Here is a 17,045-nt window from a genome sequence, read left to right as displayed (position 1 = left end):
TTATAAACCGGGAAAATATTGTGCTCGCGCCGCAGTTGGATGGCTGATGGCACGTTCTGGCCGGCATTCATAACCGGTGCATTGTAGGAAGCGCAGGATCTGAGCGGGTCTGGCGGTTATAAAAAGAAACTAAAAAGGCATGAAAAAAAGAAGCTGAATTTCCGGAGCGATCCGGTCAAGGCAGCTTCTTTTGTTTGTTTTGTCGATGGGATCAGTGATGCTCGAGCACCGGTGCTTCCTTGCTGGAGGAGGCTTCGATCGAACAGCGGGCGATGTTGCAGCAATGGTCGGCCATACGTTCCAGGTTTCCCAGAATATCGCAGTAGACGCTGCCGCCGACAGCCGTCGCGCATTCGTTGCGGGCCATCCGGTCGAAATGTTTCTGCCGGGCTTTGTATTCCAGTAAATCCATGTAATTCTCATCTTCCATCAACGCGGAATACTGCGCGTAGTCTTCATCGCGGTAAATTGCAATCGACGTGTTCAGCATGTGCTTGAACAGCTCAAACATTTCCAGCACGTCTTTTTTCGCACCATCGCTGAAGTCGTTTTTATCCTCATGCACCATATCGAAGAATTCGACGAGGTTGACCGACAGGTCGCCGATGCGCTCCAGGTTTTTGATGACCTGCAGGTGCAGGTTGAAATCCTGCATATCACGGTCGTTCAGGTTTTCCTTGGAAACGCTCATCAGGTAATTGGTGATCTTGGTGTCGATGGAATTGATCAGATCCTCGGTCTGGTTGACGAGTTCCTTCTCATCGGAACCGCCGCGTGTATTCATGAAGTCGCGGGCTTTGTCGACCGCGGCGTCGACGACTGTGCTCATTTTCAGAACGGCCTGCTTGGCGATGGCCAGCGCGGCGGTCGGCATCTGATGCGCGATCCCGGCGTCCATGTCGTCGAGGTTGATTTCAATCCGCTCCGGTTCGTTGCCCGGAATCAGCTTCTTGATGAAATTGCACATGACGTTCAGCAGCGGCAGATAAACGATGACGCCGACGATCTTAAATAAGATATGCACGACGGCGATCTGCATCATTGGCGGGATCAGCAGCAGATCGGAGATCCAGGTGATGAACTGAATGTAAAACGGCAGGAAGATCATGCCGATCGTCGCCGCGATCACGTTGAACAGCGTATGCAGACCGGCGGTTCGTTTCGCCGCCAGGCTGCCGCCGATCGCCGCAAATACGCCGGTGACGGTCGTACCGATACAGGCTCCGAAAACAAACGGCATCGCCGCATTCAGGGTCATCGCCCCGGATTCATATAATTTCTGGACGACGCCGATCGTCGCGGCCGAGCCCTGGATCAGTCCGGTCAGCACCGTGCCGGCCAGTAAGCCCAGCAGCGGTTTTTCCGACATCACCTTGGCAAATTCGATAAAGGCCGGCAGATCCTTCAGCATTTTCAGCGAGTCGCCCATGATCTTCAGACCATAGAACATCAGACCGAAGCCGAGGATGATGTCGCCGATGTAGCGGGTTTTCTTTTTCTTGGCAAACGAGATGATCATGCCGCCGATGAACACGAAGTACATTGCGAACTGCTCGACCTTCAAGCCGATCAGAAACGCCGTCATCGTCGTTCCGATGTTGGCGCCCACGACGACCCCGGCCGCCTGTTCCAGCTTCATTAATCCCGCGCGGACCAGACCGATGGTGATCGCGGTCGCGGCTGAGGAAGACTGCACGACGATGGTCACGACAATGCCGACCAGCACCGCCATTATTGGATTGGACGTATATTTGTCGATGTATTCCCGGAGCTTATGACCTGCGACATTTTTCAAGCCGTCGCCCATAAACTTGATGCCAAACAAAAACAGCGCAAATCCGCCGAGGATCATGTCCCACGAGATATCTCCCAGCGTGATCATTTCCGTCGCTACGATATTCATTTGTTTTTCTCTCTCTCCTGTTTCTTCTCTTTTCTTCTCTTGATTCACGTTTATTTTAACAGAATCGTTACGAAGTTTTAACACAAATTTACCATTTCCAGACAAAATCTGACAAACCCGGGATTTTATCGCTTCCCAACTTGTGAAAGAAAACGGGAAAAGCCGTTTGTTTTCGGTCGAAAAGAGGCAGAATATGCTATAATAGCAATGCAAAATCAAGAGGTGAAGATGATGATAACCTGTACGTTTGTCAACAAGACACGGGAAAAGCAATGGAAAGAAAACTATCCGGATTTCCAGCGGATCGCCGAGCATGCGCTGGAGGTCTTAAACAAGCAGGGCGACTATACCATTTCAGTGATTTTCGTGAAGTCCCGCAAGATCCATGAGATCAACCGTGATTACCGGCAGGTCGACCGGCCGACGGACGTGATTTCGTTTGCGGCATGCGATGATCAGGACGAATTTGAGCTGATCGAGGAAGCGGAAGTCGAACTGGGCGATATTTTTATTAACGTGGAAGCCGCGATCAGTCAGGCCGAGGAATACGGCCATTCGCTGCGGCGGGAAATCTGTTTCCTGTTTACGCACGGACTGTTGCACTGCTTCGGCTACGACCACATGCAGCCGGATGAGGAAAAGATCATGTTCGATCTGCAGCATGAAATTCTGGATCCGCTGGTGCCGAGGGTGTAAATGCGCGCGCTGATCAAAAAATTCAAGCCGGCGCTGAACGGACTGGCTCTGGCGGCGCAGGACCGCAGCGTGGCGATTCAGCTGGGCTTTGCGGTGCTGGCCGGACTGGCCGGGATGGGACTGGGCTTCGTCTTTTGGGAATGGGCGCTTGTGATTACGCTGGCGGCCCTGGTCATCACAGCGGAGATTTTGAACACCGCGATCGAGCGGCTGTGCGACTTCGTTCAGCCCAAGCAGGATGACCGCATTAAAACGATAAAAGATCTGGCGGCGGGCGCGGTGCTGTGCGCATCCCTGGCGGCGCTGATCGTCGGGGGGATGATCGTCATCCGCCATCTAATAAGATAGAACAGGAGAAACAACGATGTACGAAAACTTAGTCAGCGAAGCCTTTGAGGCGATGAAATCCGCGTATGCGCCGTATTCCAACTATCATGTCGGCGCGTGCGTGTTATGCAAGGACGGCCGCACCTTTCGCGGCGTGAACATTGAAAACGCGTCCTACGGGGCGACGAACTGCGCTGAGCGCAGCGCGGTGTTCGGCGCGTATTCCTACGGTTACCGCAAAGCGGACATCGCGGCGATTGCGATTGTCAGCGACGGCGCCCGAATCGGAACGCCGTGCGGCATCTGCCGCCAGGTGCTCAGCGAATTGCTGGAAAGCGATACGCCGATCATCCTGTCCAATGGGAAAGAAACGATGGAAACGACGATGGCCGAGCTGCTTCCGATGAGCTTCGGCATGGAGGATCTGGCGTGAAGAGCGGCTTTGTCGCTTTGATCGGCCGGCCCAATGCCGGCAAAAGCACGCTGCTGAACGCTCTGGTCCAGCAGAAGGTTGCGATCATTTCCCCCAAGCCGCAGACAACCCGCAATTCCATCCGGGCGATCCGCACGGATGCCGATTCGCAGATCATTTTCGTCGATACGCCGGGAATTCATAAGCCGAAGCATGAGCTGGGCACCCAGATGAATAAGGAAGCCTACTCCGCGGCGTCGGGCGTCGATTTGATCTACTACCTCGTCGACGGCTCAGTGCCGTTTGGCAGCGGCGATGAATTCGTTTTGAATACGCTGCGGCAGATGCATCTGCCGGTGTATCTGATTCTCAATAAAATTGATCTGCTGGAAAAAGAACAGCTGATCGATCTGTTGTTAGCGTGGCAGCAGCGGATGGATTTCAAAGAGATCATTCCGATCAGCGCGAAGACGCAGAACAACCTGGATCAGCTGATTGAAGTCACCAAGAACGATCTGACTGACGGCGTTCAGTATTATCCGGCCGACCAGGTCTGCGACTATCCGGAACAGTTCATCATGGCGGAAATTATCCGGGAAAAGGTGCTGCTGCTGACGGAAGAAGAAGTGCCGCATTCCGTCGCGGTCGTGATTGAAAGAATCCGCAAGAACCGCGAGCATCTGATCATCAACGCGATGATTCTGGTCGAACGCGATTCCCAAAAGGGTATCATCATCGGCAAGCAGGGTCGAATGATCAAGCAGATCGGCACGCTGGCGCGGGAAGAACTGCAGGGTCTGTTGGGTGAACCAATTTTCCTTGAATTGTTTGTCCGGGTGGAAAAAGACTGGCGCAACAAGAAAGCCAAGCTGCAGCAGCTGGGGTATATCCAGACGGAGCTGGAGGATGAGTGAAGCCCGGATCGAGGCGGTGATCCTCAAGCAGCAGGATTATCGTGAAAACGACGCGCTGATCACGGTGCTGTCAAAGGAATATGGCAAGCTGGGCTTCGTATGCCGGGGCATCCGCAAGATGGCGAGCAAGAACGCCGTTTCGTGCATGCCGTTTGTGCTGTCGGAGCTGATGTTTGACTACAAGGAACAGACCACGCTGTTTTCACTAAAGAGCGCGCGCGTTCTGGCGGCGCACCGGCATATCCGCGAAGATTTGGAGAAAATGACGATTGCCCAGGTGATGTGCGAGATTGCCGACAAGCTTTTGGAGCAGGGAGAAAGCGATCTGGAAGCGGCGGGCGAAGTTTATGAGCTGCTGAGCGTCAGTCTGGACCGGCTGGACAGCGAGGCCGACAGCTATCTGATTTTAGCGCAGTTTACCGCGCTGGCCTTGAAAACCGAAGGGATCGAGCCGGTTGTCGACGAGTGCGTGCTGTGCTCCAACACCCAGGTGCAGACGATTTCCGTTGAGGACGGCGGTTTTCTGTGCGCGGAGTGCGCGGCGATGGTGCATGCCCGGCCGATGGAGGTCGGAGCGCTGAAACGTTTCCGTTTGATCAACAAGGCGCAGCTTGTTCATTTTGCCCAGCTGCGGCCGTATGGCCCGTGGACGAAAAAAGACGCGGAATTGCTGGTCGAATTTTTAATGCTACACAGCGGCATAAAGCTGGAAAGTTGGCGCTTTCTGGACCGCTTATCTAATTGACGAAAACCGTTGATTTGTACTATAATAAACTTTGTCTATAAAAATAAAGAAATGGGGAATTGATCATGGCAGTGAAACAATTTGACACGATCGTCGCGCACGCAAAAAACTCCGGTTTTGTGTTCCAGGGCTCCGAAATTTACGGCGGCTTGAGCAACACCTGGGATTTTGGTCCGCTCGGCGTTGAACTTAAAGACAATATCAAACGGGCCTGGTGGAAAAAGTTCATTCAGTCCCATCCGAATAACGTCGGCATCCAGGCCGCAATCTTAATGAATCCGAAGGTTTGGGAGGCCAGCGGCCACTTGAAGGGCTTCTCGGATCCGCTGATGGACTGCCGTCACTGCAAGACCCGCCACCGCGCCGATCATCTGATCGAGGAGGCGACGGAAGGCAAGGTTGTGCCGGAAGGCTGGAGCAACGAAAAAATGATGGATTTCATCAAGGAAAACCACATCGCCTGCCCGAACTGCGGCAGTCATGATTTTACCGATATCCGTCAGTTCAACCTGATGTTTAAAACGTTCCAGGGAATTCTGGAAGACGCGAAGAGTACGATTTACCTGCGGCCGGAAACGGCCCAGGGCATGTTCGTCAACTTCAAGAACGTCCAGCGCTCCATGCGCCGCAAGCTGCCCTTTGGCATCGGTCAGATCGGCAAGAGCTTCCGCAACGAGATCACGCCGGGCAACTTCATTTTCCGGACCCGGGAATTCGAGCAGATGGAAATGGAATTTTTCTGCAAGCCGGGCGAGGATTTGCAGTGGTACGAATACTGGAAAAACTTCTGCATGAACTGGCTGACGAACCTGGGCCTGACTGCTGAAAGTCTGCGCTTCCGCGAGCATACGCCGGAAGAGCTGGCATTCTATTCGAAAGGCACCAGTGATATTGAATATCTGTTCCCGTTTGGCTGGGGTGAGCTGTGGGGCATTGCCGACCGCACGGATTACGACTTGAAAACGCATCAGGAGCATTCCGGCGAATCCCTGGAATACCTTGATCCGCAGACCAATGAAAAATATCTGCCGTACTGCGTAGAACCGGCCGTCGGTGTGGAACGGCTGATGCTGGCGTTCTTATGCGACGCTTACGACGAGGAAGTTCTCAATGAAAAGGATACCCGCGTCGTGCTGCACCTGCATCCGGCGCTGGCTCCGGTCAAGGCCTGTATCCTGCCGCTGTCGAAGCAACTTTCCGCTTCGGCGAAGGAAATCTATGCTCAGCTGGCTGACAGCTTTGTATGCGAATATGACGAAGCCGGCAGTATCGGCAAGCGTTACCGCCGTCAGGACGCTATCGGCACGCCATTCTGCGTCACGATCGACTTTGATACCGAGAAGGACGGCTGCGTCACCGTGCGCGAACGCGACAGCATGGAGCAGGTGCGGCTGCCGATCAGCGAATTGCAGGCGCATATCGAAGCGTCGCTGAAGTTCTGATCAGAATCCGTTCGGTACGAATAGGGGGGATGACGAATGCGCCTGAGCGATGAAGAAATCACCGCGGTCAGAAACAGCGCGGATATTGCGGAAGTCATCGGCCACTATGTGCCGTTAGTCAAAAAAGGCCGTTCGATGGCCTGCGTCTGTCCCTTCCACGACGATCACGACCCGTCGCTTTCGATCTCCCAGGACAAGCAGATTTATAAATGCTTCGTCTGCGGAGCCGGCGGCAACGTGTTTACCTTCGTTCAGAATTATGAAAAAGTCAGTTTCCCGGAGGCCGTGGCGAAGGTTGCGGAAATCAGCGGCTACAAGCTTTCGTTTGATCCTTCCGCCTTTAAAACGCCGGTCGATCCGAGGAAAGACGCATTATATAAGGTGTTGGCGGAAACGATCCGCTACACGCATTATCAGCTGGGAGCGCAGGCGGGAACGCAGGTGCGCCAGTATCTGGCCAACCGCGGGATCGACGAGGCAACGATCGAAAAGTTTGAGATCGGCTGGAACGGTCCGGGCGATGAGCTGCTGCGGTTTCTGCAGGCTAAAGGCTACAACGAGCAGGACATGGTGGCGGCGAATGTCGTTCGGCTGAACGAGAGCGGTCTGCACGATGTGTTCGCCAGCCGGATTACGTTTCCGATCCACGACTCGCTCGGCAATCCGATCGGCTTTACGGCCCGCAGTATGGATCCCGAAGCGCAGAGCAAATATATCAACACGACCGAGACCGACGTCTATGTCAAAGGTCATACGGTCTTCAATTATCACCGCGCCAAACAGCCCTCCCGTCAGGAAGGGCGGGTGCTTTTATGCGAGGGTGTCACGGATGTGCTGGCCTTTTCCCGGGCGGGAATGGACAACGTCGTGGCGACGCTGGGCACGGCGTGCACCAAGGAACAGCTGCGCTTACTGCGGCAATGCTCGCTGCATCTGACATTTTGTTATGATGGCGATAAGGCCGGGCAGAACGCGACCTACAAGGCGGCGAAGCTGGCCCGCGAGGCCGGCTTTGAGGTCGGCATCGTCAGCAATCCGACCGGACTGGATCCGGATGAAATTTTGCGCCAGCACGGTGCGGAAGAACTTCGAGCAATGGTCCGCAAAGAGCTGACGTGGATGGAATTTGTCTTTCAGTATCTATCGACGCGTTATGATCTGGAAAACTATTCCGAAAAAAAAGAATTTGCGCTGAAGGTGGAAGACGAAATCAAACAGCTGAGTGATGAATTCGACCGTCAGAATTTTGCCCATCAGCTGGAGCAGCTGACCGGATTTCATCTCGATCTGGGCGCAGCCCCCGCTCCGAAACCGGACAATTCCGGTGCCGGCCGGGTAAAAACAGTTCCGATTCGTTTAAATCCGTCGCGAGATGGTAAGACTAATGCAGAACACCTGATTCTTGCGCTAATGCTTACCCGCCGCGAAGCGGTAGAAATGTTCAAAGAAAAACTCGGTTTTCTGCTGAATGAAGAAAATCAGCAGCTTGCGATGATGATTCTGGATTACAGCCGGTCTCATCCGCAGCTGCAGATTGCGGATTTCATCAGTACGATCGACGAGGAAACGCTGAGACAAAAGGTTCTGGATCTTTCAGAATGGGAGTGTCCACAATTTACGCCGGAGGTCATGGACGGAGCGATCCGCCGCCTGCAGCGGTGTATGCTGGAAGAAAGAATAAATGATCTGAAACAACAGATCCTGCGCATCAGCAATCCGGAAAGCCAGGCTGCCCTTCTCAATGAACGGATGCAGCTGCAAAGAGAATTAAGGGGGTACCTTGATGAAGAAAAACACCAAGACTAAGGAGACAAAAATGCCAGTTTACAAAACGTTGGACCAATTAAAGGAAGAATTCAAAAAGACCTATCTTGCGGATAAGGTCGTTTATCAGAAGGATGTCATGGATGCCCTGGAACATCTCGATCTGACGGATAACGACATGGACGACCTGTACGAATGGTTCGCCGCGGAAGGCATCGACATCAGCGAGGACGACGATATCGAAGAACTGGAAAATATCGAAATTCCGGAAGCAGGAGCGATGACCCAGGATATCGGCGACGATCTGGAATTCCTGGCGGAAGACGCCGGGGAAGATTTTGACGAGGAAGTCGAGGATGTGGAAGTCCCGATCGATCTCAGCGAAACTTACAGCAGCTCTCCTTATGTGCGGATCAACGATCCGGTGAAGATGTATCTGAAAGAAATCGGACGGGTACCGCTGCTGAATCCGGAAGATGAACCGGAAATCGCCCGCCGGATTCAGGCCGGGGATGAGGAAGCCAAGCGGATTCTGATTTCATCCAACCTGCGTCTGGTCGTTTCGATCGCGAAGAAATACGTCGGCCGCGGCATGTTGTTTCTGGATCTGATCCAGGAAGGCAACATGGGATTGGTCAAGGCGGTTGAGAAGTTCGACTACACCAAAGGTTTTAAATTTTCAACGTATGCGACATGGTGGATCCGCCAGGCGATCACCCGTGCGATTGCCGACCAGGCCCGGACAATCCGAATCCCGGTACATATGGTAGAAACGATTAACAAATTGACTCGTGTTCAGCGGCAGCTTGTGCAGGATCTGGGCCGGGAACCGACGGCTGAGGAAATCGCGGAAAAGATGGAAAACATTACGCCGGACAAGGTTCGCGAGATCCAGAAAATCGCGCTGGAGCCGGTTTCGCTGGAAACGCCGATCGGCGAGGAAGACGATTCCCACCTGGGTGATTTCATCGAGGATAAAGACGCGATGTCGCCGGATCAGTACGCCAACAATCAGCTGCTGAAGGATGAGATCAACAATGTCCTGCAGGGGCTGACGGAACGGGAGGAAAAGGTGCTGCGGCTGCGCTTCGGGCTGTATGACGGCCGGACACGCACTTTGGAAGAAGTCGGTAAGGAATTCAACGTTACGCGTGAACGTATCCGTCAGATTGAAGCCAAGGCGCTGCGCAAGCTGAAACATCCGACCCGCTCCAAGCGGCTGCGGGATTTCGTCGATAAGAACTAAGGGTTATGCTGAGCGTCCGACTTAAAGCGATTGCCGACTGCGTTCCGGAAGGGACGATCGTCGCCGATATCGGAACGGATCACGCCTTTCTGCCGGTGGAACTGATTGCCTCCGGAAAGATTGAAAGAGCGTATGCCTGCGATATCGGAACCGGACCGTTGGAGCATGCCCGCGCGACGGTGGCGGAAGCCGGGCTGCAGGCGCAGATTTCGTTGATTCTGACGCCGGGCCTGGAGAAAGTGCCGCAGGATGCACAGGTCGCCGTGATTGCCGGGATGGGCTGGATGACAGCCAGGGAAATTCTGGAAAACGATTTTGAACGGCTGGGACAGTTTCAGCGGATTCTTGTGCAGGTCAACCGCGAGGTGGCTTCACTGCGTCGCTGGATCATGGATCACGGGTTTGAAATTGTTGCGGAGAAGCTGGTGCACGACCGGCATTACTATCAGATCGTCGGTTTCCGCAAGGCATCTCAGCCGGTTGTTTATACCGAAGCCCAGCTGCAGTACGGCCCGTTTCTATTAGCGCGCCGGGAACCGGTCTTCATCGAATATTATCATTACCGCAAGACCAAGCTGGAACGGATTGCCCGTCAGATTGAGGATCCAATCAAGCGGGGAGAAATCCTGCGTCAGATCGAGGAAATAGATGCGGTGGTTTTAAATCGCTAAATCTGAACAGAAATAAGCAGAGAGAAGGGCCGCGAGGTCCTTCCCTTTTTCTATGGCTTGGAATTGGGATAGTGTTGCTTATCTGGGGCTGAGGCAGAGCAAACATCGTTTTTTACTTAAATAGGAAGAAAATTCGTAAATTATTGACAAATCTGGTCGGGTATGCAATCTGGACTTTGATTTCAAACTGCGCTACAATGAAAAAACAAGGTCAGTTTATTCGTTGACTGACGATCAATTTGTTGGGAAGGGAGCAGCCGACGGCATTGGGGGCGGTTGGCTGTGAAGGGGATAGTCATGAACAATAAAAAAACAATGCTTTATCTGGCCGGTTTTTTTGTAAGCCAGCTCGTTTTGGTCGTCGCGGTTTTCGGCGTGCGGAAAGAAATGGAGATCGTTCAGATTTTTATCATTCTCTCGCTGGCCATTGCGATCACGCTGGTCGGCGATTTCTGCATCTTCGGGATTATTCGCGGCGTCATGCGGTATAACGAAGAAGAACTGGAGCTGCGGCAGCTGACGGAACTTAACCGGCGAAATTATCAATTCTATCAGTTTGCCGTGATGCAGCAGCAGAATATCCGTTATTTTTATCATGACCTGTCGAATCATCTGATTACCCTGGAAATCCTAAAGGAACAGGGAAAGACGGAAGAACTCAATGCGTACGCCAATAAGCTGATGACGCAGTTTGATCGCCAGCTGCCGGCCTACAAGACCGGCAACGTCATGCTCGATATCTTAATCCAATATAATCAGATTCATGAGCCGGCCTGCCCGCTGACCGTCCGCGGGCCAGTTCCGGAACAGTTTGATTTTTCGGCGCTGCTGCGCGTAATGCAGAAGCTGGCGGAAATCTGCCCGGGGACACCAGTAACCTTGCGTTTTGAGCCGACGCTGCGCGTGGAAGTGCCGACGGCGGAATTGGCGCGGAAACAAAAGGAAATCGAAACGCTGCGGCAGGAAAACAAGACGCTGGAAATCATCGGGGTGATGGAATAATGCAGAACCCGATTTTATATTACCTGAATCATATTCCACTACTGATGACCTGGACGTATTGTTACAATGAAATCCTGCCGGTCCGCAAGAGCTACTGGCGCGATTATCTTGCGCTGGATCTGGGCATCACGCTGGCGGTGTTCTTTCTGTTAAGTCTGTACGCGATTCCCGGATCAGCGCAGGATCATTCAGTTGTCCGCATGACGGTGTCCGCATCGGTGATCGGCCTTGTGATCTACCTTGTGAAGCGTCCGGGCTTGAAAGCGACGTTGTTCGCCTTGTTTGCCCAACAGCTGCTTTCGATCACTGCGGAAATGGTGACGATGCTGATCACGCTGGTCGGCGTGCAGTTCAGCCGCGACGCGTATGAAAGTGCCTTCTACATGAACGTTTTTTCCTATCTGCTGCTGGATGGGATGAGCTTGTTGTTTTTCAAAGCCGCGCTGAGCTTTGGAAAAAAACACAGGCGCTCGGTGGAAGGAGAATACTATACGATCGGCACGCTGCTTTTTACCTGCCAGTTTTTGTGGCTGTATATTTTGTCCTATAAGCTGATTTACGTCAAGGAAGCCAGTTCGGGATTGTTGGCGCAGGCGCTTGGATTTCTGATTGTTACCGACATTGTCGTCTTTTTCAGCGCTGTCCGGATCGTCCGGCAGAAGCGAAAAAAACAGGAACTGGACGCCCGCCGGCAGATGAATGCGGAACTGGCGGGACATCTGGAAAAATTATCGGAAAAACAGGATGGAATTGAGACGGTTTTCCATGAAATGCACGATCTAAACGCTCAGATTGAGAGTTTGCAGGTGATTCGGGGCCGGCTGCGAAAGCTGCGGGAAGATTTGTATTGTGAAAATCCGTATGCCAACGCTTTATTCAATTATTATCGCCAGCTCTGCGATCAGAAGCAGATCGCCGCGACCTTTGTGATTGAATCCAGTCTGAACGGGATTCTGGACGAGTACGATTTAAACACGCTGCTGTCCAACCTGCTGAAGAATGCGGTGGAAGCCGCAGAATTCAGCGAATCTCCGTTCATTGACTTTCAGGCGGGGAAAAAGCCGGGCTGCTGCTGATCCGCTGCCGCAACCGTGTTGCGGAAAACGTTACCAAACGGAACAAAAAAATCAGCGGACAGGGAACGGCGATCATGGAAGCCATTCTGCGCCGCTGCCATGGCGTGCACAGCTTCAGCCGGGATCACGATATCGTGACGGTACAGATCGCGCTGGAGAGTGGAAAGCGGGTGAAGGAATGCTGAACAACGAACCTTTTTTCTATTTCAATCATTTCATTCTATTTCTGATCTGGGCAGCTTTTCACTGCGCTTTTCTTAATCATCGGGAGCCGTTAAAAACACTGTTCCCCAAGCTGTATCTGGCGTTTATCATCAACTTTATTTTTAATTTTATTCTGTTTTCGGTCTTTGACGAGTTCTTTGCGGTTAACAGTCTGCGGACGCTGACGACGATCATTTTCATGCTTCTGGTCGTGAAAATTGTGGTAAAGGAATCGTGGATGAACACGGTGTTCGCCATGATCTTTCATACAGTGTGCATTCTGTTATCCGAGATGCTGGCCATTCTGGTCATGGTGGCGGCCAGCGGGTTTGATCAGGCAGCGTTTCAGGATGCTTCGTTTTTCGGTACGGCAGGCTTTCTGGTCATGGACGTCTGGAATGCGGTCTTTTTCGGTCTGGTTCTTTTCTTGAAACGCAAGGTGTTTCCGGCCGTTGACTGGCAGAAACAGGCGCGTTTGATTCCGCTGATCATCGTGCATGCGCTGTGGATTTATCTGCTTTCCTATAAATTGATCTACGCGTATCAGATCACAATGAACCTGACTTTATTTTTCATTGGATCCTGGCTGTGTCTGCAGGGATCGGCGTTCTTTTTGATCCGCAGTTTGTTAAAAATGAAGGCGGCGCGCGAGAATGCTGAGCAAAAACGGGAAGATAACGAACGCATTCAGACGCAGATTCTGGCGTTGTATGAAAAGCAGGACGTGATGGATGAGGTCTGGCAGACAGTCAAAGCGCAGCTTGGCCATGTTGATGTGGAACAACTCCGATCCGCACATCATCAGATCGGGGCGATCCGTAACCTGATCTATTGCGATAATCCGTCGGTCAATGCGATGTTGGCTTCGTTTGACAGACAATTTGCAAAACAGGCAGTGCCTTTTCATTACGCGATTGAAGCTTCATTGCTTTCCGGCGTCGATGATTTCGATATGAACACGCTGTTGTCCAACTTGCTGAAAAATGCTTTGGAAGCGGCCGAAGGCGCGCCGGAGCCGCAGATCAGCCTGACCATCACTCAGCAAAAGCAGATGTTGTTTATCCGCTGTGTGAATTCCTGCGGTCAGCCGCGGCAAAGAAAGAAGCAGATCCGCGGCAATGGGATGAAGATCATCACGCAGATCGCGGAAAAGTATCAAGGTCAGGCACAATGGGAGAAGGAAGCTTCGCGGATGATTGCCGAAGTGCTGCTGAACAAAATGCAGGCTGAGAATGAAGAGCTTTCTGCGGCGTAAGGCCGCTCACGGAGTCTGAATTCTGAAACGATGGCGAATGGACTGTTTAAAGCTGATCTGGAACAAGTGAGCTTGAGTGGAGCGGACGTCAGCGGGACATTCTGTCACTTATGTCTGGATATCTGCCGCTTACGCCGAATTTGTGGCGGGCTGTTTCCCTTTCGGGTACAATAACAAAGAAGAAAAGGAGGGAAACGGATGGCTGGAGTCGGAATGATACTGATGATTTCCTTTGCCTTGAGTGGTTTGGGATTGATTTTGTTTTTAACTTTTTCCCGACGTCAGCACTTGGGGATACAGGGCAAAGAAACGCCGCTGAACGGCAGCCCGCAGTCGATTGTCATGGCGGGTGCTGGTCTGGCGTTGTTGCTTTTCCAATGGGATTCGCCGATATCTGCGCTGCAATGGCTGATGTTCGCGGCGGCTGCCGCGGGTTTGATTCTGTTGGCGCACAGTCTGCGCCAGGGCTTGTTCGCCGGTTCGGCGTTGTTGTTATTTGCCGGTATGCTGATGAAGCTGATCTGGGATGACGAGGGGCTTCGTCAGCTGGGGCCGTTAGTCTTCCTGATCAGCTATGAATGCGCAGCGGCCGGGCTGATGATCCATTCTGCGGAGCCGGCGGTGCGGCAGCGGCTTAAAAACTTGATGCTGTGGCTGGCGCTGTTGTTTGGGATTGCGCTTGCAGGCCGCAATAACGCGCAGTGGCTGCCGCTGCAGTCCTTCTTGCAGCTGATCTGTGCCTATAAGATTTATTCCCGAGCTTTGGATTTTCGGGAACAATTTTATTTCGTGCAGAAGCAGCGGAGGATTCGGCAGTTAAAACCGATTCAGGCAGGCATGCTGGTCATGATCTCAGCGCTTTTGTTAGCGGGGGTGCAGGCGGGGCTGGTGCGGTCTGAAAGTAAAAATGCCCGGCCGCAGGTCTGGGTATACCGTACTGAAGACGAGCACCTCAGCAATCTGATCGTGATCGAGGGGGAAAAACTGAATTTGAATCTGGCCTATCCGGTCAGCGACGCTTATGCGGATACGCGAGTAAAGCTGCGGATCACGGAAACGGAAAGCGGCGAGATTGTCTATGAAAGCGAAGAAGCGTTGGATGATCAACGAACCGCACCCGATAGTTATTGGATCATCAGTGAACGGCCGGGAATCAATCTCAGTTCACGCCGGCCGGTCCCATGGACGATCACCTGGTCTGTTCTCAAGGAGGAAACGGTCCTTGAAACCCGAACGTTAAATTGCGATCCCCTGGCGCTTCCGGTCTTTGCGGGTGAGGGTCAGTATTTCCTCATCCGCAATCTGACAGCGGGCTATGGCTATTTCTCCTCCCCGGATGTGCAGGCGAGGAATACGCTGCAGATCAATCCGCTGCGGTTTCGGAATCTGGGGTATCAGATGACGATGTTTGACGCACAGGATCAGCCGGTCATTGAAAGCTCCAGCAACGGAACGATCCGCGCCAGCCTGACGTTAAGCCACAGTGCTTCGGGGTGGGGCATTAATTTTGAAGATGACGAAGTGGTCCGCGGTGAAATCACAATCTGGGTCAGCGACGCGAAGGGGAAAAAGTTCTATGAGGAAACGATAGAACTGGTGAAGCAGCCATGATCAAACTGATCTGTCGGCCCGAGCATGAGGCCCAGCTGCGGGAAACTCTGAAACCCTTTGAAGCGCTGGATCTGACGCTGGTCGAAAAAGGCGTTGACTACGATTCGATTGGAATTCTGTTTCAGATGGAGGATCTGGCGGAACTGACCGCCTTTCTCAATCATCATTTTCTGCAGGAAAAGCGGCAGACGCTGACGGGTCAGCATGATGGGCGGACTTATGTCGTCGCGCTGGCGGACGTGCTGTATATTGAAGGGCTGCAGCGGGAAACGTTCGCCTATACCGCCAGCCGATGTCTGCAGCTCAACCGCAAGCTGTATCAGCTGCAGGAGGAGCTGTATCCGCGTCAGTTTATCCGCATCAGCAAATCTTATCTTGTCAACCTCGCGAAGGTCGAACAAATTGCCCCGAGCTTTAACGGCCGGCTGACGCTGATGTTAAGCGGCGGCGTGCAGCTGGAGGTCAGCCGCAGCTATGCGCCGCATTTTCGCAAAGCGATTGGAATGGAGGGAAGACGATGATCGAACGATGGCTCTATCAAATTCTGATCGGGATGGCAATTCCTCTGACGGCCAGCTTCTTCAATCCCCGCGCTGCATCGCCGGACGGAATCTGGATTGTTCTGACCGGTCTGGCTTACGCGCTGTTTTTAGAAAGCTACCGTCTCTGGATTCAATCTCTGCACTGGGGAGCGCGGACTGCGGCCGCCGTCAGTCTGTTTCTGATCGCGCTGGTTGTTTTCAGTCATTTTACGTTAGAACGCTTTCTACTTTTAATCGCGCTGGGTGTGCCGATGATCCGGCTGACGCTTTCATTGCGCCGGTATTCGCAAGCGCTGGAGCAGTTTAAGCAGCAGCTGCAGGCAGAGAATGAGGATTCAAAAATCTCCGGAAGATAAGCGTATCCTTAAAACCACTATGGAAAAGGCAGGAGGATTAATTTATGGAAATAGAAACGATTTTATCGTGGCTTCATCAAAATGCAGATTCGCAAAAGTCCATCGTGGTCATGATGTGCGGCGTGGCCGGGGCCGGGAAGACGACGCTGGCGAAGCAGCTGGAAGCCGCGGGGTATCTGCGTTTGTCGATTGACGAGGAGGTCTGGCGGCAATATGGCCGGTATGGCGTGGATTATCCAGCTTCGGCGTATGCCGCGTATTCAGCTGCCGTTGAGGTACAGCTGCAAGATCAGCTGGTGAAAGCGATTCAAGAACATCGACCGGTGGTCATTGATTTTAGTTTCTGGAGCCGGAAGAAACGTGATGCTTACCGCCGGCGGATTACGGACGCGGGTGGTCAGGTTCGTTTAATTTATCTCAAGGCCAGTCCGGAATGTTTGCGCCGCCGTCTGCGTCTGCGATCGCTGCGCCGCGATGCCAATGCCGCGTTTGAAATCACAGACACGATTCTCAACGGGTATCTCCAGGACTTTGAAGCGCCGCGGGGAGAAGGGGAACTGGTGATCGATCAGGATCAGTCCGCAGATTTTCCTTGCGCTCAGAAGGTTGAGCAGGGATAATGCAGAGCGGAGATCTCAGACTTGAACCGCTGCGCCGCGAACCATAAAAAGGTTCTATAAATTTTGGTGTTGGTGGAAACCAACGCCTTTTTTTCTTGAGCATAAAAAAAAGAGACATAGGCAAGAATTTCCGTTACAATAAAGTTACCACACAATATAGAAAGGAAATCTCACTATGTCCATTACTCATTCTATCGTATCTGTTCTCAATTTAAAAGACCCTCATCTTCATTTCTCTGAGGATTGTGTCTCTTCTCAG

The 17,045-nt window shown here is 52.6% G+C and carries 17 protein-coding genes; 16 read left to right on the top strand and 1 reads right to left on the bottom strand.

The features are described 5' to 3' along the window. Positions 1-211 precede the first annotated feature (211 nt). The gene (locus AC5OW4_RS10310; RefSeq protein WP_493676930.1) at positions 212-1,903 is read right to left on the bottom strand and encodes a Na/Pi cotransporter family protein; all 1,692 of its coding nucleotides are present in this window, start codon (positions 1,901-1,903) and stop codon (positions 212-214) included. A gap of 231 nt (positions 1,904-2,134) precedes the next feature. Here AC5OW4_RS10310 and ybeY point away from each other — a divergent pair, with 231 nt between their 5' ends. The 16 genes from ybeY (at position 2,135) to AC5OW4_RS10230 (ending at position 16,786) form a co-directional block, all read left to right on the top strand. Beyond that, the gene (gene ybeY, locus AC5OW4_RS10305; RefSeq protein WP_244925897.1) at positions 2,135-2,599 is read left to right on the top strand and encodes an rRNA maturation RNase YbeY; all 465 of its coding nucleotides are present in this window, start codon (positions 2,135-2,137) and stop codon (positions 2,597-2,599) included. After that, positions 2,600-2,947, top strand: coding sequence for a diacylglycerol kinase (locus tag AC5OW4_RS10300; protein WP_295770335.1), 348 nt, complete (start codon positions 2,600-2,602; stop codon positions 2,945-2,947). A 16-nt stretch (positions 2,948-2,963) separates the two neighbouring features. Continuing rightward, entirely contained in the window at positions 2,964-3,359 is a 396-nt protein-coding gene (gene cdd / locus AC5OW4_RS10295) for a cytidine deaminase (protein WP_295770338.1), read from the top strand. After that, positions 3,356-4,252, top strand: a complete 897-nt coding sequence (era, locus tag AC5OW4_RS10290; RefSeq protein WP_006060216.1) for a GTPase Era — start codon at positions 3,356-3,358, stop codon at positions 4,250-4,252. Before cdd ends, era begins: the two co-directional genes overlap by 4 nt. Continuing rightward, on the top strand, positions 4,245-4,997 hold the full coding sequence (gene recO / locus AC5OW4_RS10285; RefSeq protein ID WP_295770342.1) for a DNA repair protein RecO: 753 nt from the start codon (positions 4,245-4,247) through the stop codon (positions 4,995-4,997). Before era ends, recO begins: the two co-directional genes overlap by 8 nt. 65 nt (positions 4,998-5,062) lie before the next feature. After that, positions 5,063-6,439 carry a glycine--tRNA ligase gene (locus tag AC5OW4_RS10280; protein ID WP_072683476.1) on the top strand — a complete coding sequence of 459 codons (1,377 nt, stop codon included), beginning with the start codon at positions 5,063-5,065 and terminating at the stop codon, positions 6,437-6,439. 36 nt (positions 6,440-6,475) lie between these two features. Further along, positions 6,476-8,245, top strand: coding sequence for a DNA primase (gene dnaG, locus AC5OW4_RS10275; protein ID WP_295770346.1), 1,770 nt, complete (start codon positions 6,476-6,478; stop codon positions 8,243-8,245). Next, the gene (gene rpoD / locus AC5OW4_RS10270) at positions 8,223-9,449 is read left to right on the top strand and encodes an RNA polymerase sigma factor RpoD (RefSeq protein ID WP_006060220.1); all 1,227 of its coding nucleotides are present in this window, start codon (positions 8,223-8,225) and stop codon (positions 9,447-9,449) included. Before dnaG ends, rpoD begins: the two co-directional genes overlap by 23 nt. Before the next feature lie 5 nt (positions 9,450-9,454). Then, complete coding sequence (locus AC5OW4_RS10265; RefSeq protein ID WP_195547790.1) at positions 9,455-10,120, top strand: tRNA (adenine(22)-N(1))-methyltransferase; 666 nt, start codon at positions 9,455-9,457, stop codon at positions 10,118-10,120. Positions 10,121-10,417: 297 nt separating this feature from the next. Beyond that, positions 10,418-11,122: a hypothetical protein gene (locus AC5OW4_RS10260; protein ID WP_195547789.1), complete on the top strand. Its 705-nt coding sequence runs from the start codon at positions 10,418-10,420 to the stop codon at positions 11,120-11,122. Further along, positions 11,122-12,198: a hypothetical protein gene (locus AC5OW4_RS10255; RefSeq protein WP_195547788.1), complete on the top strand. Its 1,077-nt coding sequence runs from the start codon at positions 11,122-11,124 to the stop codon at positions 12,196-12,198. Before AC5OW4_RS10260 ends, AC5OW4_RS10255 begins: the two co-directional genes overlap by 1 nt. Positions 12,199-12,376: 178 nt before the next feature. After that, positions 12,377-13,657, top strand: a complete 1,281-nt coding sequence (locus tag AC5OW4_RS10250; protein WP_195547787.1) for a GHKL domain-containing protein — start codon at positions 12,377-12,379, stop codon at positions 13,655-13,657. A 198-nt stretch (positions 13,658-13,855) separates the two neighbouring features. Further along, positions 13,856-15,268, top strand: coding sequence for a hypothetical protein (locus AC5OW4_RS10245; protein WP_195547786.1), 1,413 nt, complete (start codon positions 13,856-13,858; stop codon positions 15,266-15,268). Continuing rightward, entirely contained in the window at positions 15,265-15,789 is a 525-nt protein-coding gene (locus AC5OW4_RS10240; RefSeq protein WP_195397468.1) for a LytTR family DNA-binding domain-containing protein, read from the top strand. The genes AC5OW4_RS10245 and AC5OW4_RS10240 overlap by 4 nt, the downstream gene beginning before the upstream one ends. Further along, positions 15,786-16,166, top strand: a complete 381-nt coding sequence (locus tag AC5OW4_RS10235; protein ID WP_195547785.1) for a hypothetical protein — start codon at positions 15,786-15,788, stop codon at positions 16,164-16,166. The genes AC5OW4_RS10240 and AC5OW4_RS10235 overlap by 4 nt, the downstream gene beginning before the upstream one ends. 44 nt (positions 16,167-16,210) lie before the next feature. Next, positions 16,211-16,786: a P-loop nucleotide/nucleoside kinase family protein gene (locus tag AC5OW4_RS10230; RefSeq protein ID WP_295770361.1), complete on the top strand. Its 576-nt coding sequence runs from the start codon at positions 16,211-16,213 to the stop codon at positions 16,784-16,786. Positions 16,787-17,045 lie beyond the last annotated feature (259 nt).

The organism is Holdemania sp. (genome assembly GCF_986127675.1).
The sequence above is the reverse complement of the archived record's forward strand: the minus strand, read 5'-3'. Positions and strand labels throughout refer to the sequence as shown.